Consider the following 21,388-nt stretch of genomic DNA (forward strand, 5'->3'; position numbering starts at 1 on the left):
AGCCCTATTCATATTGAAGTTAATGGCAAATGTGACAATTAGAAGAAGGTACAGGCAAACGTTAAGGTAAACGATTCTAGGGAATTTCCACCCTGTAATATCCCTAGATTATCAGTACTGCTCAAAACGTGAGATTCAGTACCATTACGGACTCTGGAATCAAAATGGCGTGAAATACTGGGCGCAACCTGATGGTGTTCTGCACTGCCAGCAGAAAATACGCAAGTAGCATCACGGAATACCCACTTGAGTTCATGAGTACTAATCCTTTATCCAAGCTGTATCAATCTGAGCGAGAGCACGCAACTCCGCTGCACCTTTTTAGCCTAAAAAACACGGAGAGCCGTTCCGAAGTTGATCTCAAGAAAATCTGGGATATTGTCCAGCGAAGAAAGCTCTTTGTCGCAGTCGTTGCTCTGATTCTATTGGGTGCAACTATGGCATGGTCAGTCTCGCGCAAGCCTGTCTATATGAGTACATTCCGGCTATTGATTGAGGCAGATAAAGGCAAAATGCTGGGACAGCAAGCCAGTATGGGGCTGAGTGAACTTACTTCTAGTACGAATTTTACGACTCTAACTCAAGTACTCAAAAGTTCTCAGGTGTTACAGCCTGCTTTCAAAGAACTGCAAAAAGAATATCCGAATCTTAAGTTTGATCAGTTTCTCACATCACTCTCTGTGACTCGCCTCAAAGATACCGAAATTCTTGAAGTCAGCTATCTCGATCACGATCCGAATCAAGGGCTATCCGTGGTTGAGAAGCTGTCGCAGAACTATTTGGATTATGGGGAGCAATTAAGAAGTCGCAATCTTCAGCAAGGAATTAAGTTTGTCGAAAAACAGCTTCCTGGACTTTACACCCGAGTCAATCAGATTCAAAGTCAACTCCAAGGGTTTCGAGAATCAAACCAGATTGTGAATCCAGAAGATCGCGCAAAATACTTGATTACTCTCAGTAGTGAGATTGAAACGAATCAAAAGCAAACTCAAGCAAAGCTGGCTGAGTCCAAAGCACTTTACGCAACGTTGCGAAAGCAGGTCGGCAATACTCCTGAAGTTGCGATCGCGGCTTCTGCACTCAGTGAATCGAAAGCGTTTCAAGAACTACGATCGCAACTCCAGCAAGTTGAAACTCAGCTGTCAATGAACGCAGAGCGCCTCACTCCAGATGCTCCTCCGGTGCAAGCATTGATCAAGAAGCGCCAGGGAATTCTCGCTCAAATGGAACGAGAAGCAAGGCAAACTTTGAGTACAACTGGCGTGAAACAAGCTCAAGGCAACCTGAGTGGAACGTTAATTGAACTCAACCGCCAGCTGATTACAGTGAGCAATGAGATCAATGCGCTAGAGGCGAGAGATCGCTCCCTCGTAGCAACGGCTCGGCAGTTGCAAGTGAATTTAAAGGCAATTCCGTCTCTGATTCGTCAAGATGTCGATCTACAGCGAGAACTCAAGGTTGCGAATGATAGCTTGGATCGCTTCCTTGCCAGTCGTGAAACATTGCAAATCGAAGCGGCACAAAATACACAGCCCTGGCAGATTATTTCTGCTCCTTCCCAACGTCCAGCACCGATTTTCCCAAGCATTCCTCAAAGTGCGGCATTAGGCGCTCTCGGCAGCCTGTTTCTCAGTGTTTTAGCAGCACTCCTCGTCGATAAACTCGATGATGTTCTCTATTCTGCGGAAGACCTCAAACAGGATACAAAGATTCCATTGCTAAGTGTCATTCCGTTCTACAAGAACCTGCATGAACCAAGCTTGCCCGCAATGTCTTCGTTACGGAATCTACCGAGTGGAGCTTTGGCTGAAAATGCGGGTAAACCTGCTCAAACGTTCTCGATCGACTTAAGCGAAGATGCTGCTATCTTCCGCGAGGCATTTCGGAGCTTGAATCTCAGCCTTTCAATGACGAATCTGCAAAATCCATTGCATTCGATCGTCGTTGCTTCAGCGCTAGCAAGTGATGGTAAATCAACCGTTGCAATGAATATGGCACTTGCGGCTGCAACGATGGGTCAGCGGGTTTTGCTCGTGGATGCGGATCTGTATCGATCGAAAGTGCATGTCTATGCAAGAGTTCCGAATGAACAAGGCTTAAGCCAGTATCTTACCTCAGATACTCCGTTAGATACGTTGATCCAACAGTCTGCAATGGAGCAGAATCTATTTGTTTTAACGGCGGGCAAGGCTCAGATGGATGCAAGTCGTCTCTTGTCGTCGAGCAAGATGAAGACGCTCATGGAAGACCTCAAAGAGGAATTTGATTTGATTATCTACGATGCACCTCCGGTGCTAGGCTTCTCAGATAGCTTGATCTTATCCGGTCAAGTGGATGGAAGTGTTCTGGTTGTTGGGCTTGGCAATACAGGTCGAACGGCTTTAATCGAATCGCTGCGAGGCTTGCAAATGTCGGGTAGCCCAGTCTTAGGTATCGTTGCAAATTGCCTCAAGCCTGGTACGCATTTAGCGCATAAGTATCACGAATACGTCCGCCGTAACTACAACTCGGATTTAGTTGAGACAGTCTAATTGCTCAAGTTGAACCGACAAACATCACATACCGATTCGGATCTGACATGATGACTTATTGCTGTTCTAACAGCTTAGTCCCTGCAGAATGCTCAATATGTTAGGAAGTTCCTAAGCTTATGAATAGTAAAGCTGTGAAACATCAGGAAGAATATTCGCGACTTACGTACTCTCCAGTCGCATCTTCTTCAGTCCGATTTCAGATCCCGAAGTTTTCTTGGTTACACGCTTTTATTGTGAGCCAATTCATCTTCCAAGTCTCACTTCTGATTCCGGCTATTGCAGAGTTCAGAACACTGGTTCGGATTGCCGTATTTGGCTTAAGCTTAGCTTTTTTATGGGGAATTCCGAAGACTGGATTAAAGCATCCGGCTAAACCTTGGGCGATCGCTGTGATGTGCATCATGATGTTGCAGTTCTTTTGGCATCCTTACTTGAGTAGTATTCCAGCCGGAGCTGCTCAATGCCTGATGTACTTAGCGATTCTTGCACCTTTGTTCTGGGTGAGTCGGCTCGATCTCAAAGAGCGTGATTTTCTTTGGCTGGTCTATCTACTCTGGGGATTTCATGTTCTAAGCTCGATCGTCGGAGTGCTACAAGTTTACTATCCCGAGATCTTTCAATTTGCCATTTCTTCAAATATTGAAGAAGGCGCGTTCGGAGGTGAACACTTAAAAATCGTAATCGCCAATGGATTGACACTCTATCGCCCAACCGGGCTAACGGATTTGCCTGGAGGTGCAGCAACCTCTGGATTTTACGCTTTACTCCTGGGTACAGGTATTGCTTTGCAGCAAGGGCATCTGATTTTTCGGCTGCTGGGCGTAATCAGTGTGCCGATCGGTCTATTTTGTATCTATCTTTCGCAAATTCGTTCAATCTTCATTCTCGCGCTTGTCTGCTTAGCTGTGACCGCATTAATTCTATTGCAACTGAAGCGACTCTGGCACCTGACCGCCATGATCGGTGCTGGCATTCTCATTGCGATCGCAACCACAACTTGGGCAATGAGTGTAGGAGGATCAGTCACCAGTGAGCGATTTTTGTCCCTGATTACTGAGCCACCTGATGCAGTGCTGTATCAGAACCGAGGTATTTTTCTAGAAGAAACAATCACTAAGATCATCCCACAATACCCGCTGGGCGCAGGCTTAGCGCGATGGGGGATGATGAATAACTATTTTGGGAATCAATTGAATCCATTGACTCAGCCGATCTGGGCAGAAATTCAGTGGACAGGCTGGGTACTCGATGGCGGCATCCCTTTAGTCATTGCTTATTCAGGTGCGCTGATTGCAGCGTGCGTCGCAGTCTGGCGAATTATTAGCGATCGCAGGTCATCTCTACAGCTTTGGGGCGCGATTATTCTTGCTCACAACATTGGCGCGATCGCTATTACGTTTAACTATGTTCCGTTTATGAGCCAGACCGGAATGGATTTTTGGCTCATCAATTCAGCCCTCTGTGTATCAGCAGCAACGCACATCAAACATGGCAAGTAATCTTTTTCCGGAGACAACCATGAAATCTTTTCTGCTCGTTGCCGCCGACTTTGTAAAAACAGGCGGAATGGATCGCGCCAACTATGCTCTGGCCGATTACTTAGCTCGTCAATCGGTTGAAGTTCATCTTGTCGCGCATCGAGTTGACTCCCAGTTACAAAACTATCCAAACGTTTTCTGGCATCGGGTTCCTAAAATTGCAAAGTCTTACTTTTTAGGTGAGTTTCTTCTCAATGCGGCTGGGCAATTCTGGGCAAAGCGCATCACAGCCCAAGGTGGGCGCGTTTTAGTCAATGGTGGAAATTGCCGTTGGAGTGATGTGAACTGGGTACATTATGTTCATGCTGCCTATCAGCCGAACACCCAAGCTAGCTTTGTACAGCGATTGAAGTGTGCGTTGACTCATCCAATTTACTGTCAAGCTGAAAAACGCAGCTTGAAAAATGCCCGCATTATTATTGCAAATTCGCATCGAACTGTCTCTGATTTGATTCGGTATAAGCTCGCAACTCCCGCTAAAATTTGCCCAGTTTACTATGGATCTGATTCATCGAAGTTCTACGCTGCCGGTGCTGAAGAAGTAAAATTCCTGCGTCAAAAGCTCAATTTGCCTTTAAATCGTTCGATCGTTATTTTTATCGGTGCATTAGGCGATCGACGAAAAGGCTTTGATGTTCTGTTTCAAGCCTGGCAACAGTTGTGCCAAGACCCAACTTGGGATAGTGATTTGATCGTCGTTGGGCAAGGTGCAGAACTGCCGCGCTGGAGGCAGCGGGTTCGAGATCAGCAATTGAGCGATCGCATTCAGTTTCTCGGCTTTCGCTCTGATGTACCGGATCTATTACGGGCTTCAGATTGCTTGATTGCACCGACACGGTACGAAGCTTATGGATTAGGCGTGCATGAAGCGCTATGCTGCGGAATTCCAGCAATTGTGACTGCAACGGCTGGAGTCGCAGAACGCTATACCCAAGGATTAACAGATTTACTTTTAACCGATGCGAACAATGTTTCACATCTAATTGATAAGTTGTATCATTGGCGAAGTCATCAAAATTACTACCAGCAAATTCTGCATACGCAAGTTATCCCCCAATTGCACCGGGAGACATGGGATCACATGGCAAAGCAGATTGTTGATGCGGTTGAAACTCCGACATCCAGTACGGTTCAGACTCAGTATTCTATGCGATAAAAGCCGAGGACACTTCGATGAAAAAAACGGTAGCCTGCTCTGCTCCTTATGATGTGGGAGGACTGGGACAACACTTCTCATTTATTGTCGAAGAAGCGCGATCGCAGAATCGCTTGATCGAGTACTATACTCCGCGTCCGAAAGCAGAGGATGCCATTGGAAGAACCGTTGAAATCTCAAATCGCCGCAAACTCTTGTTTCGTTGTCCTCCGCTTCGGTTTAGTCCAGGTTGGATTAATTATTACTTTAATGATTGGTTTGATCGCGCTGTTGCTGCCTCACTTCGCCCAGCAGATGAATTTGAGACAGGGTGTGCTGGACAAGCTTTTCATTCTTTTAAACGCGCGCGTCAGCTAGGATATCGCGTTCTCGCACTGCAAGCAGATAACAGTCATATCAACAATGTGGCTCGGCAACATCTCAAAGCAATTCGAGATTTTGGTATTGAAGCAAGTTGGCTGAATGATGCACATCGCCAAAAAATTCTGCGAGCTTATGAGGAAGCAGATATTATTCATGTTGCCTCTAGTTATAGTTATGAGTCGTTTCTCAGAGCAGGCGTGCCAGAATCTAAGTTAAACATCCGACAGTTCTCTGTCCATCCTCGATTTGTGCCCCCTGCTCAACCTTGTAACGACGGAAAGTTTCGGGTTGTCTATTCGGGAACGCTGAGCGTGGCGAAGGGAATTCCTGTGCTGCTCGAAGCCTTTTCTCGCCTTCAAGGGTGTGATACGGAACTGATTTTAATTGGCGGCTCAACGACTCGGGGTATGCGGCTCTATTTAGAAGCCTGGCAAAAACGAGACTGTCGGATTCGGATTGCTCCCGGTGATCCGTTACCCCATTTGCAGCGTGCTAGTGTGTATGTTCATCCTTCGTATGAAGATGGATTTTCCTATGCTCCAATGGAAGCGATCGCGTGTGGCGTGCCAGCTATTGTCACAGAAGACACAGGCATGAAAGAACATATCCAGCCAGGGATCAATGGTTATATTGTGCCAACTGGAGACTGGGAAGCACTGCTCGACCAGCTGAAAAGCTTACAAAAATCTTCGTTACTCTCTCTCATCTAATTCCTATGCAACTGGCGATTACTCGTACTCCAAACACCGTTGAGAAATGCATCTTGCATTCTGTGAGCCATCTTTTTCGCTACTGGGTGAAGAGAGGGCGTAATCTACTCTTTTGGGCTGTCCCGCAGGATGCAATTTTTGACTATGATTTTACTGTCTTAGAGCAAGGCAAACCTTACTCAGGTAATCTCAAATTTGGCATTGATTATCAAGTCTTCTTTTCGCAGCCTTATGAACCCCAAAATGCTCAAATTTTGACTACGATAGCAACTTGCCTTGCTCAATTTCGCCGTTCGGTTCATTTTATTGATGTTGGTGCAAACGTCGGCTTTACTTCTAATTTGATGTTGGGCAAAGTCGATTCGATTCATAGCTTTGAGCCACATCCTAAAATTTTTCAATCACTGCTTGCAAAATGGAAGAATTACGCCGATCACACTTGGCAAATTCACCCCTTTGGACTAGGGGCACAGGAAATCGAGCTAGCATACTACGAACCTGCTTCTCACAATACGGGAACAGGTTCTTTCGTAGCGGGTGCATCTTGGAATCAGAATATTCCGATTGCTCTACCGATTCGCAAAGGTGATCAAGTTTTGACTGAGCTTGAAGTTTCTGAAGTTGCTCTAATCAAGATTGATGTAGAAGGATTTGAACCTTTCGTACTTCAAGGACTTTCAGAAACCCTCAAACGCGATCGACCTGTGATTTTGATGGAGCTTTCAACGCTGACCGATCAAATTTTGAAGGAGCACAACCTCTCTTTACAAGCACTGCTGTATGAAGATGCGATCGCAGTCGCAATCCACCCTCAGACTCACGGAAAATTTCAGCTAGAAGTGCAAGATTTCAGCCAGCTTGAATCTAGACATCAAGACATTCTGATTTTGCCTGCTGAACAGGCTAAGGTAATTTTGGAACAGTTCGAGAGCTTGAGATGATTATTGGACATTACATTCATCATCTTGAAGGTCAAGGGGGAGTCGAGGTCTATCTGAAACGGATTGCAGGGGCACAACAAGCCGCTGGTCATACTGTCTATTACTTTTCTAAGTACACAAGTCCATCAGACCACAATTCTGCGATCGCAGCAGAGACAGAAGCATCGTTATACGAACAAGCAAAACGTCTAGGAGTGGAGCTTTTACATCTTCATGCTAGTGTGAGTCTTGCGCCTCCCGAAGACTTTGTGACGATTAGAACAATGCATGGACATCAGGCTTACTGTCCAAGCGGAAGTAAATACTTAAAGCGACAAGGAACTCCTTGCGATCGCGCTTATAGTTTGCAGGGGTGTTTGTGGGGGCATCTGATTGATCACTGTGGAAGTATCCGTCCCCACCGATTAGCGGAGAACTTCCAGACGTTGTTCAATGAGAAGCGAATTCTAGCAAAAATCCCAGTTTTGACGAATAGCGAGTTTGTCACAGAACACATGATTGCCGAAGGTTATCCACCTCAATTAATTCACACACTATACGTGTGTGCAACAGAAGTCGCGCATGTTCAAGAGCCACCTCAAATCGGAATTCCTCACTTCGCGTTTTTAGGGCGCTTAGTTCCTGAAAAAGGAGTAGTTTGGTTGCTTCGCGCGCTCGCACAAGTTAACGTGCCAGTTCATCTCGATATTGCAGGAGTTGGCAATCAAACTGCAACCTTGCAAACGATGATTCAACAGCTTGGTTTAGCAGATCGAGTCACCTTGCATGGCTGGCTCAATATGGAAGCAAGTTATCAACTGATTCAGCGATCGAGAGCTTTAATTTTTCCATCGGTTTGGCACGAGCCTGCTGGACTTGTCGCTTATGAAGCGATGCTCAATGCGAGAGCGACGATTGCCAGCCGGGTTGGAGGCATTCCTGAAGGCGTTTTGGATGGAGTCACAGGATTGCTTGTTGAGCCAAACGATATTGCAGGATTAGCTAATCATATAGAACGTCTAGCAACTGATTGGGCTTTGGCAAAGCAACTTGGCGAAAATGGTCGGCGCATGGCACAACAATCCTTTGGGCTGCAAAATCATATGCAAAAATTGATGCAGTTTTATGAACAGGTGATGCGATCGAGCAAAGATCAGCCTCTCGGCTTGAGCAATTGCTCGTAGTTTCACGGAATGAACTGCAATATAGAGGGTGCAAGCCGTAATCTCACGGGCGATTTTACACGCACTTCTTGATTGAATGATGAGTCATCTCAGTCCGTAATCCTGCTGAAAATATAACGTACTCTAAAATCCTAAAAAAAAGATCCTGTTCAAATTTTCATGCAGTATTAAACCGAAAGTGTTCTTCTTTTACCAATATCATGGTTGCTTTAGCCCCAGATTTTCAGAAAACCGCCTTTAAGTTCTTGATTGGGTTGAAGTACATTGCAGTAGAAGCAGTTTTGTATGTTGCAAATCATATTCTTAATAAGCTCCCTTCTCATCATCTGCGGCTGTTCTACTATCGGCATTTTTTGAGATTCCGGATTGGGCAAGGAAGCTTTATTTTCTTAGGAACCTGCTTTGATGCCAAAAATGGTTTTATCATGGGCGATAATTCGGTGATTAATCAGAAATGTCGTATCGACACACGGGGTGGAGTCACGATCGGTAGAAATGTCTCTATTTCTGCTGAGGTTTGTATTCTGACCGCAGATCATAACTTGCAGTGCTCTGAATTCTTAGGACAAGTACGCCCTGTTGTGATTGAAGACTATGTGTTTATTGGGACACGCGCTATGATCCTGCCAGGCGTAACGTTAGGCGAAGGGTGTGCTGTTGCCGCTGGTGCTGTTGTGACGCGCAATGTTCCAGCTTTTACGATCGTTGGGGGCATTCCAGCAAAGCCGATTGGAACTCGCTCAACCGAATTAAGCTATACGATTCACTACAATCGATTATTTAACTGAATAATCTAGTAATTCTACAGGCGATTTTATACGAACTCGCTGATTGAATGATTCAGTCATCTCAGTCCGTAATCCTGCTGAAAATATAACTTGCTCTAAATCAGGAATCAACAGAAATGCACTTAGAAGAGTTAACGCTGGAAGCGGGGCGCATCGATCGACAATATTGGAGAGATTTGTGGAAGTACCGTGAACTCCTGTATTTCTTAGCTTGGCGAGATATTTTAGTCCGGTATAAACAAACTGCGATCGGCATTGCTTGGGCGCTGTTACGTCCCTTGTTAACCATGATCGTCTTTTCAGTGATCTTTGGTGGATTAGCAAAACTTCCCGCTCAAGGTGTGCCCTATCCGATTCTTGTGTTCTCTGCAATGCTGCCCTGGCAGTTCTTCTCCAATGCCTTAAGCGACTCTAGCAATAGCTTAACTGCCAATTCAAATCTGCTCTCCAAAGTCTACTTTCCTAGGCTGATTGTTCCGATGAGCAGTGTGATTGTCAGCTTTGTGGACTTCCTGATTTCCGGAATGGTCTTACTCGGATTAATGGCATGGTATAACTTTGTGCCCAACTGGCGGATTCTGACCCTTCCGGCTTTTATTCTCATTGCTTTTGCTGCTGCGATTGGTGCAGGGTTATGGCTAGCAGCATTGAATGTGAAGTACCGAGATTTTCGATATATTGTTCCTTTTATCGTTCAATTTGGATTGTATGTGTCGCCTGTGGGATTTAGCAGTAATATTGTCCCAGAACAATGGCGCTGGCTCTATTCACTCAATCCGATGGTCGGCGTGATAGATGGATTTCGCTGGGCGATTTTGGGTGAAAATGCAACACTGCATTTACCTGGATTTATCACATCTCTAACCTTGGTGCTGCTGCTGCTGATTAGCGGAATCCGCTATTTCCGCAAGATGGAAGAATCCTTCGCAGATATCATTTAGTTTTCTAGACGTTGAGAATTGATGAAAAGGAGTTTGATGCATGTCTAGCCCAGCAATTCGAGTTGAAAATCTCGGTAAGAAATATATGCTGCGGCATCAGAAAGGAGAGCACTATGTGGCGTTGCGAGACGTACTCGTCAAGCGTGCGCGCTCAGTGTTCAATCCTTTGACCCGATCGTCTCAATCTTCTCGCGATCGCGAGGAATTTTGGGCACTGCAAGATGTGTCATTTGAAATTCAACAAGGCGATCGTGTCGGCATCATCGGGCGCAACGGGGCTGGAAAATCTACTTTACTGAAACTCTTGAGTCGAATTACTCGACCGACAACCGGAAAGATCCGCCTGCGGGGACGAGTTGCGAGCTTATTAGAAGTTGGAACTGGATTTCATCCTGAACTGACAGGACGTGAAAATATCTTTCTCAACGGCGCGATTCTCGGCATGAGCAAAGCCGAGATTCAACGCAAGTTTGATGAAATCGTTGCGTTTGCAGAAATTGAGAAGTTTTTAGATACGCCTGTCAAGCGGTATTCCTCTGGAATGTATGTGCGGCTTGCATTTGCTGTTGCTGCTCATTTAGAACCAGAAATTCTGATTGTGGATGAAGTGCTAGCAGTTGGAGATGCACAGTTTCAAAAGAAGTGCTTAACCAAGATGGATACAGTTGCAGAAGAAGGCAGAACTGTTTTATTTGTCAGCCATAACATTGCTGTGATGCAGAACCTTTGCAATCAAGCCATTTGGCTTAGAGATGGGCAGATTGTCCTATCTGGCTCAATTCGCACCGTGGCTGATCAATACTTAGGCTCTACGTTTCAGTCTACCAATCCAGTTATTGATCTTCGCACAGCAGAGCGAAAGTATTGTGCCGAAGATAAACTGCGACTGTTAGCCATAACCTTCAATCAGGGTCGAGAGATTTTGTATGGAGAGACGTTGACGATTCAACTTGAGTACGAAGCCTACCGACCCATTCAGGAAGTTGCATTTGGAATCGGCTTCAATTCACTTGCAGGAACTCGACTGATGACTCTCGATAGTGAAGTGTCTGGTCGTTTCTGGAACTTCTCACAAGATACTGGCACAATTCAAATGCAGTTAGAAAACCTTCCCCTTCAGCCAGGTCGCTATCTGATTGATCTGGTTGCTCGGTTGGAGTCTGGCAGAATCTTGGACTATTTACCTGGATGCTGGCAGATAGAGGTTTTGCCAGGTTTACAGACTCCAAATATTCTGCTCCGGGATTCAGGGGGCGTGCAGTTGCGATCGCATTGGCAGCACTTAGCCGTTGCTAGAGTTTGATAAATAATTCTAAGGATTGAGCGATCGATTGAGCTTGAACTTTCAGAGAATGAGTTTGATACCAGGTATATGCTGCTGTTGCGATCGCTTGTGCCTGATTGAGATCTAACTTACAATTTGCTAGCCAGTAATGACGATTCATTTCAAGCCCGTCTTGATTATGCAAGCGAGATGAGATAACAATCGGTAAAAGACCATGCGAACAATAACTTGCGAAGATACCTGATTTTGCTAAGGAATCCATTGGATAGTCTACTACTGCTGCGCTCGCACGACTCAAAATCTGACTAATCTGTTCTGCGGGTTGAATTCCGAGTTGACGAATCGGCAAATCAGATTTGAGTTTGATATCCGCTCCAATATCCAGAATCGTCTGAATTTCTAGGCTTTGACAGATTCGCTTGAGCAGTGATGTCTGCTGATAAATTCGCTGGCGCGTACTGGAACTGCCGAAGATCACTAATTCTCGCGATCGCGCTTGCAACGGTATCGGGTGGGTAATCTCTCCAATATTGGAGAAAACAGGGAGCGTTGTAACCTCTCGATGATGGCTGAGCATTTGAATCTTTTCAGCGTAGCATTGGCGATTTGTGAAAACCCGATCGCTGATCTGCATCAACTGAATCGCTAATTTCTTTTGTAGAGGTGATGTTAGTAATGCACTACTTAGAAGTGGACGCGTGGCATAGAGTTCGTGAAACATTGTTATCAAGCGTCCGCCCATCCTGCACCACTCTGTGAGCGCTTGAACTAACCAAAATGGGCAGCCTCGTTTCGCATACCCATGTCCTGCATAGTGGAGAAAAACGACCTGATCTAGAGGAGGTAATAATGCGGATAGGGCTTGCGGTGATCTTACTGAAACCGTTGAAGAGTGAGAAAGCGTATTACTGCTCCAATTTGGATCGCCTACGATAAAGCGAGTTCGTACTCCATAATCCGCGAAAAGCTGTTGAGCCAGACGAAAACCATAGTCTCCTAATCCATCGATCTCTGGCGGCAACTTCGGCACGATCGTGATGATTTCCTTGAGAGTTTGCATAAAATTGCTGTGATTTTGCAGAATTAGAATTTAGATTGAGTGTTTCTACGGTGGGTAGAATTGCATAAAAATTAGATAGTTCAGTGTGATTAAACCAGCGATCGACGAGCCTTAGTTTTACCTTAAATTTTGCAAGTGAATGCAGTTTTCTTCTCGTAAACTCCTGACCATTGGACATTCCTACATTGTTCCGCTCAATCGCCGCCTCGCCAATGAGATGGCGCGCATTAGTGGATCAGACTGGGATATTACGATCGTTTCACCTCTAGCATTAAAAGGCGATTTAAGACCTTTACAACTTCGGCAAGATCAAGACGATCGCTGTGTGCTAGAGGGAGTTTCGATGCGTTGGCAACAGCCAACCCATTTGATGATGTATCACGATCGCCTCCGAGAAATTCTTCAGCAAAAGTGGGATCTAGTTCATTGCTGGCAAGAGCCTTATGTGGTGTCAGGAGGGCAGGTTGCACGATGGACTCAGCCTAAAACGCCACTTGTCTATTTCACCTGCCAGAACAATCCAAAGTCTTATCCACCCCCGTTCAATTGGATTGAAACCTATTCGATGCAACGTGCGACAGCTTGGATTTATGCAGGTCAGACCGTCGCAAATACACTAAAGCAGCGTCGTCACTATGATCTGCCAACTCGACATATTCCGCATGGCGTTGATGTGGAGCTATTTGCACCCGATCTTGCTGCAAGGCAGAAGGTTCGACAGCAGTTGGAATGGGACACAGGGGATGTGCCTGTGATTGGTTTTTTAGGGCGGTTTGTACCTGAGAAAGGGCTAGAGCTATTGATGCGATCGCTCGATCAAATTTCGCAGCCTTGGCGTGCTCTGTTTGTTGGGACGGGAGGAATGGAAGCGGATTTACGATCTTGGGGTGCGCGTTATGGCGATCGAGTGCGTGTCTGTACGACCGTGAGACATGATCAAGTTCCGCACTATCTGAATGCGATGGATCTGCTTTGCGCGCCAAGCCAGACGACAAAAAGCTGGCGTGAGCAATTTGGCAGAATGCTCATTGAAGCCTTTGCCAGCGGAGTTCCAGTAATTGGCAGTGATAGTGGAGAAATTCCTTATGTGATTGGCGATGCTGGGATTGTTGTTAAAGAAAAGGATCAGACAGCTTGGGTACAGGCAATCTCGATGTTGTTGAATGATCCAGACCAAAGAAATGTCTTCTCAAAAAAAGGACTCGATAGGGCACATTCGACCTATAGCTGGTCAGTCGTTGCACGACAACATTTAGAGTTTTTCGACTCGATTTTAGAAAGAAGTAATCCGCTGATCTCACTTTACTAATCAAACCGATGCAAGCAACCACTTGGATTCGCCCGGAAAGTCTATCGCTCTTAGATGTAGGCTGTAATGTTGGTGCTTTTCTCAAAACCTGTCAGCAAGCAATGCCGAGATTGAAGCTTGCAGGGGTTGAAATTAATGAAACCGCACTTGCGATCGCACAACGTCAACTACCTGGAATTGATCTGCATCATACGTCAGCAGAAGATTTACCTTTTGCTGCAGAATCCTTTGACTGTATCACTTGCTTGGAAGTCTTAGAACATATTCCAGCTCAATCACGAGTGATCAGCTTGCAAGAAATCCGACGAGTACTGAGACAGGACGGACAGCTAATCTTAAGTACTCCACATCAGGGTTGGTTTGCCTGGATGGACTCGAACAACATTCGCTATTGTCTACCAACGCTTTATCGCTGGGTGGTTCAACGTGGACTCCGCGATAGTGTATATGAGTGTCGGGGTTGTCAAGTTGAATGGCATGAGCATTTCACATTGGAAGAATTAATCGCAATTGCAGGTTCAGGTTGGAAAGTTATCACCGTCAGGCGGGGCGGCTTGTTTCTGTATCCTCTGATGGATTGGTTGAGCTGGTTCTTTTATCGAAAGAACTTAAGTGAGCATCCCATTCGCCAATTATTTGAGCGGATTGCCAATTGGGATGACTCGATCGATTATGGTCAAACTTCTTACCGAATCTGTGTTGTACTGCAGAAAGTAGATACTGTTGAGAGTCGAGAGGATGCTGAAAATGCTTAGGTCTATTGTTCGTAATTCAATTGCGGCACCGCTTAGAGCTTTACCTTACTTTCGAGGAAAATATCGTTTGGCTCCAGTCCTCATTCCATTGCTGACGGACTATCAGAATGAGCAAGATTGTCTGGTTGAAGTTAAGCTTCGAGATGGAAGTTTAATGCGCATCGATTTGAGAAGCTTTACCGAACAAAGATCTTTTTTTGCCGGAGATTATGACGGAGGGCTGCTAAAACGTTTTGCTTCAATTTTGCAGCCAGATAGCGTTGTTTTAGATGTTGGTGCGAATGTTGGCTTTTACTCAATTTCCTTAGGTCGAAAACTGAAGACATTAGGCGGTAAGCTTTGGGCAATTGAACCCGTGTCCCCAAACTACGATCGTTTAGTCTATAACATTCAACTCAATCATCTAGAAGAAACAGTCTTCCCACTCCAAACTGCATTGGGCAATGAAACTGGATGGATTCAACTTCACCTGAGTAAAGGGACAGATGAACTCTCAACAACAGGAAATGCTGTTCTGTGTCAAGGCAATACAGCAACGGTTGTTGAATCTAATTGTTCAGCCCCAATCACAACCTTAGATGCACTTGCGCGGACGCACAATATTACTACCTGCGATTTCATCAAGGTAGATATTGAGGGAGCCGAACTTGAGTTTCTGAGAGGCGGACAAAAATTTCTAGCGACTCATCGCCCGATTATCTATGGTGAGTTTAACCCTGACTGGTGTCAGCAGTTTGGCTACTCTTTCCTAGATGTTGCAGAATTTTTCTCGTCTTGGAACTATCACTTCTATCAGCAAATCGGGCGAGATTGTTTTATTCCCGTCCAAACTATCACACCCACTTTGCAAGATGTTTTACTGATTCCAGCAGAGACAAGTGTGGAGACTTTAGCAAAGTTGGGAGTAAAAGGTTAAATTCATGCGTGCTGCTTTACTCTGTGACTATCCCGAAGAACAATGGCACAGTATGGATCTCTGTGCTCAAATGCTGTTGAGCCATTGGCGTATGGATCGCAGATGGCAACTTGATCCGATCCGTCCTCCTTTTCATCATCGAGTGGCTCGTCTCCCGAAGTTAAGAGGTCGAAAAGTTGCCTTTAATAGCGATCGCTTACTGAATCGCTTTTGGGATTATCCAAACTATGTGAAAAGGCTAGCATCGCAATTTGATATTTTTCATGTGTGTGATCATAGCTATGCTCAGTTAGTGCACGAACTTCCCGCAGAGCGGACAGGAGTGTATTGTCATGATATTGATGCATTTCGATCGCTGATTGACCCAGGACAGGAACCTCGACCCGGTTGGTATCGGGCAATGTCTCAGCGAATTTTAGATGGATTGCAAAAAGCAGCGATCGTCTTCTATTCGACGGCTTCGGTTCGACAGCAACTTGAACATTATCAGTTAGTAGATCCTAATCGTCTAATCCAAGCCTCTTATGGCATTTCTCCAGAGTTTTCTCCGATTGAGACAGCACCATCGCTGTTTCCAGAACTAGCAGACTTTCCGTTCATTTTGCATGTGGGAAGCTGTATTCCTCGGAAGCGAATTGATGTTTTACTGGATGTGTTTGCACAGTTGCGCGATCGACATCCCAATTTGCGATTAGTCAAAGTCGGCGGAGACTGGACTTCAGAGCAGAATGAACAACTCGATCGTCTAGAGATTCGCTCTCGTCTGATTCAGTTTCATAACCTGTCAACTCATGAAATTGCTGCACTTTATCGTCGATCTGCGGCTGTTCTCGTCACTAGTCAGGCAGAAGGCTTTGGCTTGCCTGTGATTGAGTCGTTAGCTTGTGGTGCGATCGCAGTTGTCAGCGATTTACCTGTGTTGCGAGAAGTGGGGGGAGAAGCAGCCATTTATTGCCCAGTCGGTGAGATTGCTACTTGGGTAGAAACGGTAGATGCGGTATTAGTCGGGCAACGAACACCAGAGAAGTCATTGAGACTCGCTCAAGCTAGCCGATACTCTTGGCAAACTCACACGAAAGCCATTACTCAAGCTTACTTACAATTAGGAGCACGATGAAACTACTGTTCTTTAATCAAGTTGGGTTTATTGGTGGTGCAGAGCGAATTTTACTGAGTTCGATCGCGGCTTTGCGATCGCGGCAACCGAATGCTGAGATTACTTTAATTGTCGGATCATCGGGTGCTTTGATTGAGGCAGCAGAGGCGCTCGGTGTGCAAGTGATTTGTCTATCGATGCCTACTGTGATGAGTCGGATTGGAGATAGCCATCTCAAAGGAGAATTCCGATTTGCTAAGAAAGCCAAAACATTCTTACAAATTATGCGATCGCTGAGTGCTATTCTCAGCTACTTAAAAAGATTAAAGCAACTCATTCGTAGAATTCAACCGGATCTGATTCACTCAAACGGAGTTAAAGCTCATGCTTTACTTGGATTACTTGGTCAGCTAAATTGCCCAGTGATCTGGCATATTCAAGATTTCTATAGTACGCGCCCAATTATGGCGAAAGTTCTCCAGAGGTTGAATCGATCTGCAACTGGAGCGATCGCGCTTTCTCAGGCCGTGAAAAATGATGCTCAAGCTTTAATGCAAGTCCCGATTGAAGTGATTTATCCAGCGATTGATCATCAATACTTTCGGATTGAAGGAAAGCGATCGCCGGTTTTACGGATTGGTTTAGTCGCGACGTTTGCACGCTGGAAAGGACATGACATTTTTCTGAAAGCTGCTGCACAAGTGATGTCAGAAATTCGAGGGGTGGCGATTCAATTTCAGATTGTCGGTGCGCCTATCTACAGCACCCAAGGCTCACAGTTTTCGCTAGAAGAACTACAGACCAATGTTGCAAAGCTAGGGCTAGAACAGGTTGTTGAGTTTGTTGGATTTCAGCCAGATACAGTTTCTATCTATGAAAACCTAGATATTGTTGTCCATGCAAGTACTCAACCAGAGCCTTTCGGTTTAGTGATTGCAGAAGCGATGGCATTTGGAAAAGCAGTGATTGTTGCAAATGCGGGAGGAGCCGCAGAATTGGTCAACAATTATGAAGATGCGATCGCAGTTCCGCCTGGAGACGTTCAAGCACTTGCACAAGCTTTGATTCAACTGATTCGGAATCCGCAGATGCGACAAGAGCTAGGACGAAATGCAAGACGCACTGCGATCGAGAAATTTAATCGCGATCGCATGGCAGATGAATTGCTGACTCTTTACGATCGCTGGGGTGGACTCAATCAAACGCTCTGCATCTTCTAAATTTCATGAACTCTGCAAAATCATTTCTAAGAAGTCTTTTGGATGAATTTTTGCGCCAAAGAAAGACCTATTCAGCGATCGACGGCTTATCCAGCACTCTGCATTGCATGGTTGCTAACAAATCGTTTCTTCTACCCTCAAAAGCAGAGACGTGACGTGCCTCATCTCTCCTACAATGAAAAGCGGAGATGTTATGAAGCCTCATGACCAAGCAAGTTCTGATCCTCGGTGGCAGTGGGCGCATCGGGAGTAAAGTTGCCGAAGACCTAATCGCGCATACCTCAGCCAACATTACGATCGCTGGACGCAATCTGGTTACAGGCAACTCAATCTGTCAGCAATTGGGTGATCGCGCTCAATTTAAAGCGATCGATTTAACGGCTCCCTCAGACCTGAGAGCGGCAGTTTCGCAAGCCGATCTAGTCGTTCATTGTGCCGGACCGTTTCATTATCGCGATGCCAGCGTCTTGCAAATTTGCATTGACGAAGGCGTTAACTATATTGATGTCAGTGATCATCCTTCTTTCACGCGCAAGGCATTAGCATATCGTGCCAATGCTGAATCTGCTGACGTGACGGCTGTGATTAACACAGGTATTTTCCCTGGTATTTCTAATAGCATGGTGCGACGTGATGTCGAACAGCTTGATCATGCAGAGAAAATTCATTTAAGTTATGTGGTTGCAGGTTCTGGGGGTGCAGGTGTCACGGTGATGCGAACGACATTTCTTGGATTACAGCGCCCGTTTGAAGCTTGGATCGATGGCGATTGGAAAACGGTGAAGCCTTATAGCGATCGAGAAGTGATTGACTTCCCGAAATACGGCAAAGTCGGCGTTTACTGGTTTGATATGCCAGAAGCATTTACGCTTCCCGATACGTTCCCAGTGAAAACAGTGGTTACAAAATTCGCCACGGTTCCCCAGTTTTATAACTATCTGACTTGGAGCGTGGCTCGCTGGTGGCATCCGAAGCTTTTGCAAACGAAAGCCGTGATCGAGTTTTTATCTTATGTCAGCCATTTTATGACCGATGTGAGCGATCGTTTTAGCGGCATTGGGGTGGCAATTCGATCGGAAGTGACCGGAGAAAAGAACGGTCAACCGACTCGCTGTGTTTCAACCTTGACGCACTTGGATACTGCGGTTTCGGCAGGAATTGGGACGGGAACGGTTGCAGAAATGCTGCTCTCTGGTGAATTGAAAAAACCAGGAGTTTGGGCGATCGAGCAAGCATTGCCTACTGAATTGTTCGATCGCGCAATGCAGCGTCGAGGCATTGAAATTCATCAAGAATTAATCTGATTTTTGACCATCGCGCCGACCTAATTCGTAAATTCCACATCCCATACAGGCTAAAATTCCGACGCTAATTGCCCAACTTTTGCCTAAACCTGCTTCAACGCCAAAGTTACACAGCGCGCCTGCTCCCAAAAAAGGAAGAATGCTCAGAATTGATGCATAAAAAGCATTTTGAGCTTCTCTAGCTGCTCTCGTTCGTTCAAATTCCTCGATCGACGAATACAGCGATCGTTCGGCATAGTTAAACCAACGATTTAACTGTTCGATCACCCAATCCCCGACAGGTGAAAATCCCAAATACAGCGCCAGCGCCCAAAGACAAGCTCCCGCGATCGCACTTGGATCAATCGTGACGCTGAAGACAATTAAATCGATCGACATCTCTCTACACCGGACAAACGCTGTAAACAAGATAACGAAGCTGAAGCGTGAAAATCAACTCACAAGCTCAAATGCCTCTTCTCCTTCCAAGCCAGTGTCTCCTCCATCTTGCCAAATTCAGCAAATGTTTTAGCTGCCTTCAAAGCTGTTGTAAGGGGCACGCAGTATTTGGCAGGATAGAGCCCTGATTGCCCGCTCACGACTAAATTTTCTTGTTCGTCCTGCTTGGATGAATCGCTCAAATAGTAAAATGTTTCATTATCAAACGTCAAATACACGAGGTACTTTCCTTGACCTCCGCCGACTGCCAGGTGTGTTTCATCCTCTGTTTCTAGAGTAACTAACGTTTTGTGGCGTTCATCTAGCAATCGAATTGTTGTTTCGATTTCTTCCTAAGTCCGAGCAGGTTTAACTGAGTCACTATGTTCGGTTACCTTCAAGTTCCACATGCAGACCAGGCTGACTCAAAATCACTTTGCCAGTTCGCGTTGATTTCCTTCTTCGACTTCATAGGCATCAATGATGCACTGGCGTAAATCGATCGGTCTATCTCTGATCAAACTGAGTTGTCTAGAGGAGTTTATGCATGAAATTCATTCGAGAACCTATCAATATCAATCTCTGAGTACTGCTCAATAATTCTTTCAACTTGTTCACTGAAAATTTCTAAAGCCTCAGCATGAGTTTTATAATTGTGGTATAAGCCTGTTAACTGGAAAAATTGCAATCCTTGCATTTTAAGTAGTTCAATTACGCCACTGTAGCGTAATATACGGTTCTGAAATCCGAAGTATTCATTGAGCACAGTCGTCATTGAAAATAGTATGCTGATGGTAAGGATAGTCAAAGTAAATAGCCGGGAATGAAATTTTGATTTTATATCTAGACCTACGCTGAGTAACGACAGAATCGCCAGCGAAGTAGCTGAAACAGCTCGCACTATTGCTAAGCGTCTTCGCTGACGTTTCATTGACTGTACCTGTGCTTCCATTTGGAGAACTTGTTCCAACCATCGTAGTTGTAGATAATCTCTAGCTTGTAACTCTAAATCTAGAGAATCAATGATTTGTCTAAAGTTTTTTCTGAATCTTATATCATAAGGTTCTTGCGTCTGGTTATTATTGAATTTTGAATGAAGCTTACGAGCACTTCTATAGTATCTTATTGCTTTCCTCCGATTGTCACGCATCTGCCAAATATCACCTATTGCTGTCAAAGCCTGTGCCTCGCCAAGGTGAGCATTAGAAGCACGGTATAACTGTGCTGCCATATGGTAATGCTGTAAAGCACTTTCCCAATCGTTAGAAGATTCAAGTCTTTCGCCAATCTCTTTTAAGGTATTTGCTTCGCCAAGATAGTTGCGTGTATTACGATAAAAATGCAGAGCTTGCTGAAGAAGTGTTAGGGCTTCTTTGTTCTGATAAATTTGGCTATTTGCTCTGACATACCATTTATACAGAATCTCGCAGGCACCAGGAGCCAATCGACTTGCTTGTAGATGTTCCTGTGCATACTGCAAAAGCATCGCTAGGTTTGAAAGCTGAGCCGTTTTATACCAATGGTGCGCCAGTTGATCGAACTGAATGCTTCCTCTCTAAATTTCTCTACAAAAGACAATTCAATAAACTTTAAGTATAGCTCTAAAGCTTCATCTAGCAATTCTGGGCAGAGTACTTCTAAAGTGTGTAAATTTACCCAATGCGGAATAGCTAGCGCCCACGTAACTTGCTGTAATTCTGGCGCTAAGCTACTAATAGCACTTTCCGTCAAAATCCAGGTACGTTCTTCGTCAGTCGATGCAGTTGCGAGGCGTTCTAGTAGGGAGCTATTCATCGATATTGGCTATTGACAAATTGTTCTAAAGACAAGTAGACATTTCTTGGCGGTTGCCCTCGCAGAAAATGCAACAGCATCTGAATATGAGCCAGTTT

Annotated in this window: 20 protein-coding genes; 15 read left to right on the forward strand and 5 right to left on the reverse strand. The window is 45.2% G+C overall.

Annotated features, from left to right (window positions below):
• The first annotated feature begins 254 nt into the window (after window positions 1-254).
• The 9 genes from OU814_RS30605 to OU814_RS30645 all read left to right on the forward strand — a co-directional run bounded on the left by OU814_RS30605 (window position 255) and on the right by OU814_RS30645 (window position 11,437).
• Window positions 255-2,531 (forward strand): GumC family protein, encoded by a 2,277-nt coding sequence (locus OU814_RS30605; protein ID WP_268243208.1) that lies wholly within the window; start codon window positions 255-257, stop codon window positions 2,529-2,531.
• 119 nt (window positions 2,532-2,650) lie between these two features.
• On the forward strand, window positions 2,651-4,033 hold the full coding sequence (locus OU814_RS30610) for a hypothetical protein (protein WP_268243209.1): 1,383 nt from the start codon (window positions 2,651-2,653) through the stop codon (window positions 4,031-4,033).
• Window positions 4,034-4,052: 19 nt separating this feature from the next.
• Window positions 4,053-5,228, forward strand: coding sequence for a glycosyltransferase family 4 protein (locus OU814_RS30615; RefSeq protein WP_268243210.1), 1,176 nt, complete (start codon window positions 4,053-4,055; stop codon window positions 5,226-5,228).
• A gap of 17 nt (window positions 5,229-5,245) precedes the next feature.
• Window positions 5,246-6,301: a glycosyltransferase gene (locus tag OU814_RS30620; RefSeq protein ID WP_268243211.1), complete on the forward strand. Its 1,056-nt coding sequence runs from the start codon at window positions 5,246-5,248 to the stop codon at window positions 6,299-6,301.
• Between the two features lie 5 nt (window positions 6,302-6,306).
• Window positions 6,307-7,242, forward strand: coding sequence for an FkbM family methyltransferase (locus OU814_RS30625; RefSeq protein ID WP_017289220.1), 936 nt, complete (start codon window positions 6,307-6,309; stop codon window positions 7,240-7,242).
• Window positions 7,239-8,405, forward strand: coding sequence for a glycosyltransferase family 4 protein (locus OU814_RS30630; protein WP_268243212.1), 1,167 nt, complete (start codon window positions 7,239-7,241; stop codon window positions 8,403-8,405). The genes OU814_RS30625 and OU814_RS30630 overlap by 4 nt, the downstream gene beginning before the upstream one ends.
• Window positions 8,406-8,605: 200 nt before the next feature.
• Window positions 8,606-9,193 carry an acyltransferase gene (locus OU814_RS30635; protein WP_017289222.1) on the forward strand — a complete coding sequence of 196 codons (588 nt, stop codon included), beginning with the start codon at window positions 8,606-8,608 and terminating at the stop codon, window positions 9,191-9,193.
• 116 nt (window positions 9,194-9,309) lie between these two features.
• On the forward strand, window positions 9,310-10,134 hold the full coding sequence (locus tag OU814_RS30640; protein ID WP_268243213.1) for an ABC transporter permease: 825 nt from the start codon (window positions 9,310-9,312) through the stop codon (window positions 10,132-10,134).
• 40 nt (window positions 10,135-10,174) lie between these two features.
• The gene (locus OU814_RS30645) at window positions 10,175-11,437 is read left to right on the forward strand and encodes an ABC transporter ATP-binding protein (RefSeq protein WP_268243214.1); all 1,263 of its coding nucleotides are present in this window, start codon (window positions 10,175-10,177) and stop codon (window positions 11,435-11,437) included.
• Here the strand turns inward: OU814_RS30645 and OU814_RS30650 are convergent.
• Entirely contained in the window at window positions 11,427-12,479 is a 1,053-nt protein-coding gene (locus tag OU814_RS30650) for a hypothetical protein (protein ID WP_268243215.1), read from the reverse strand. The genes OU814_RS30645 and OU814_RS30650 overlap by 11 nt on opposite strands.
• 139 nt (window positions 12,480-12,618) lie before the next feature.
• On the opposite strand from OU814_RS30650, the gene OU814_RS30655 reads away from it, so the two are divergent.
• From OU814_RS30655 to OU814_RS30680, 6 genes are all read left to right on the forward strand, one after another.
• Window positions 12,619-13,788, forward strand: a complete 1,170-nt coding sequence (locus OU814_RS30655; RefSeq protein ID WP_268243216.1) for a glycosyltransferase family 4 protein — start codon at window positions 12,619-12,621, stop codon at window positions 13,786-13,788.
• Between the two features lie 8 nt (window positions 13,789-13,796).
• Window positions 13,797-14,543, forward strand: a complete 747-nt coding sequence (locus tag OU814_RS30660) for a class I SAM-dependent methyltransferase (RefSeq protein WP_268243217.1) — start codon at window positions 13,797-13,799, stop codon at window positions 14,541-14,543.
• Window positions 14,536-15,459: an FkbM family methyltransferase gene (locus OU814_RS30665; RefSeq protein ID WP_268243218.1), complete on the forward strand. Its 924-nt coding sequence runs from the start codon at window positions 14,536-14,538 to the stop codon at window positions 15,457-15,459. Before OU814_RS30660 ends, OU814_RS30665 begins: the two co-directional genes overlap by 8 nt.
• Window positions 15,460-15,463: 4 nt before the next feature.
• Window positions 15,464-16,576 carry a glycosyltransferase gene (locus OU814_RS30670; protein ID WP_268243219.1) on the forward strand — a complete coding sequence of 371 codons (1,113 nt, stop codon included), beginning with the start codon at window positions 15,464-15,466 and terminating at the stop codon, window positions 16,574-16,576.
• Window positions 16,573-17,775 (forward strand): glycosyltransferase family 4 protein, encoded by a 1,203-nt coding sequence (locus tag OU814_RS30675; RefSeq protein ID WP_268243220.1) that lies wholly within the window; start codon window positions 16,573-16,575, stop codon window positions 17,773-17,775. Before OU814_RS30670 ends, OU814_RS30675 begins: the two co-directional genes overlap by 4 nt.
• A 203-nt stretch (window positions 17,776-17,978) precedes the next feature.
• Complete coding sequence (locus tag OU814_RS30680; RefSeq protein WP_190652687.1) at window positions 17,979-19,079, forward strand: saccharopine dehydrogenase family protein; 1,101 nt, start codon at window positions 17,979-17,981, stop codon at window positions 19,077-19,079.
• On the opposite strand, the gene OU814_RS30685 is transcribed toward OU814_RS30680, so the two are convergent.
• From OU814_RS30685 to OU814_RS30700, 4 genes are all read right to left on the reverse strand, one after another.
• Complete coding sequence (locus OU814_RS30685; RefSeq protein ID WP_190652688.1) at window positions 19,071-19,457, reverse strand: hypothetical protein; 387 nt, start codon at window positions 19,455-19,457, stop codon at window positions 19,071-19,073. The two genes, OU814_RS30680 and OU814_RS30685, sit on opposite strands and share 9 nt — an antisense overlap.
• Before the next feature lie 59 nt (window positions 19,458-19,516).
• Window positions 19,517-19,843: an Imm1 family immunity protein gene (locus OU814_RS30690; RefSeq protein ID WP_268243223.1), complete on the reverse strand. Its 327-nt coding sequence runs from the start codon at window positions 19,841-19,843 to the stop codon at window positions 19,517-19,519.
• A gap of 194 nt (window positions 19,844-20,037) precedes the next feature.
• Window positions 20,038-20,982 carry a DUF4231 domain-containing protein gene (locus OU814_RS30695; protein WP_268243221.1) on the reverse strand — a complete coding sequence of 315 codons (945 nt, stop codon included), beginning with the start codon at window positions 20,980-20,982 and terminating at the stop codon, window positions 20,038-20,040.
• A gap of 2 nt (window positions 20,983-20,984) precedes the next feature.
• Window positions 20,985-21,290: a hypothetical protein gene (locus tag OU814_RS30700; RefSeq protein ID WP_268243222.1), complete on the reverse strand. Its 306-nt coding sequence runs from the start codon at window positions 21,288-21,290 to the stop codon at window positions 20,985-20,987.
• Between the last annotated feature and the right edge of the window lie 98 nt (window positions 21,291-21,388).

Origin of the sequence: Leptolyngbya sp. GGD, from assembly GCF_026735145.1 — a bacterium.
GTDB classification, from domain to species: Bacteria; Cyanobacteriota; Cyanobacteriia; order Leptolyngbyales; family Leptolyngbyaceae; genus Leptolyngbya; species Leptolyngbya boryana.

Bases quoted from the DNA above. Each gene is read 5' to 3' on its own strand.
- OU814_RS30605 (WP_268243208.1), top strand. From the start codon at position 255: ATGAGTACTAATCCTTTATCCAAGCTGTATCAATCTGAGCGAGAGCAC.
- OU814_RS30610 (WP_268243209.1), top strand. From the start codon at position 2,651: ATGAATAGTAAAGCTGTGAAACATCAGGAAGAATATTCGCGACTTACG.
- OU814_RS30615 (WP_268243210.1), top strand. From the start codon at position 4,053: ATGAAATCTTTTCTGCTCGTTGCCGCCGACTTTGTAAAAACAGGCGGA.
- OU814_RS30620 (WP_268243211.1), top strand. From the start codon at position 5,246: ATGAAAAAAACGGTAGCCTGCTCTGCTCCTTATGATGTGGGAGGACTG.
- OU814_RS30625 (WP_017289220.1), top strand. From the start codon at position 6,307: ATGCAACTGGCGATTACTCGTACTCCAAACACCGTTGAGAAATGCATC.
- OU814_RS30630 (WP_268243212.1), top strand. From the start codon at position 7,239: ATGATTATTGGACATTACATTCATCATCTTGAAGGTCAAGGGGGAGTC.
- OU814_RS30635 (WP_017289222.1), top strand. From the start codon at position 8,606: ATGGTTGCTTTAGCCCCAGATTTTCAGAAAACCGCCTTTAAGTTCTTG.
- OU814_RS30640 (WP_268243213.1), top strand. From the start codon at position 9,310: ATGCACTTAGAAGAGTTAACGCTGGAAGCGGGGCGCATCGATCGACAA.
- OU814_RS30645 (WP_268243214.1), top strand. From the start codon at position 10,175: ATGTCTAGCCCAGCAATTCGAGTTGAAAATCTCGGTAAGAAATATATG.
- OU814_RS30650 (WP_268243215.1), bottom strand. From the start codon at position 12,479: ATGCAAACTCTCAAGGAAATCATCACGATCGTGCCGAAGTTGCCGCCA.
- OU814_RS30655 (WP_268243216.1), top strand. From the start codon at position 12,619: ATGCAGTTTTCTTCTCGTAAACTCCTGACCATTGGACATTCCTACATT.
- OU814_RS30660 (WP_268243217.1), top strand. From the start codon at position 13,797: ATGCAAGCAACCACTTGGATTCGCCCGGAAAGTCTATCGCTCTTAGAT.
- OU814_RS30665 (WP_268243218.1), top strand. From the start codon at position 14,536: ATGCTTAGGTCTATTGTTCGTAATTCAATTGCGGCACCGCTTAGAGCT.
- OU814_RS30670 (WP_268243219.1), top strand. From the start codon at position 15,464: ATGCGTGCTGCTTTACTCTGTGACTATCCCGAAGAACAATGGCACAGT.
- OU814_RS30675 (WP_268243220.1), top strand. From the start codon at position 16,573: ATGAAACTACTGTTCTTTAATCAAGTTGGGTTTATTGGTGGTGCAGAG.
- OU814_RS30680 (WP_190652687.1), top strand. From the start codon at position 17,979: ATGACCAAGCAAGTTCTGATCCTCGGTGGCAGTGGGCGCATCGGGAGT.
- OU814_RS30685 (WP_190652688.1), bottom strand. From the start codon at position 19,457: ATGTCGATCGATTTAATTGTCTTCAGCGTCACGATTGATCCAAGTGCG.
- OU814_RS30695 (WP_268243221.1), bottom strand. From the start codon at position 20,982: ATGCTTTTGCAGTATGCACAGGAACATCTACAAGCAAGTCGATTGGCT.
- OU814_RS30700 (WP_268243222.1), bottom strand. From the start codon at position 21,290: ATGAATAGCTCCCTACTAGAACGCCTCGCAACTGCATCGACTGACGAA.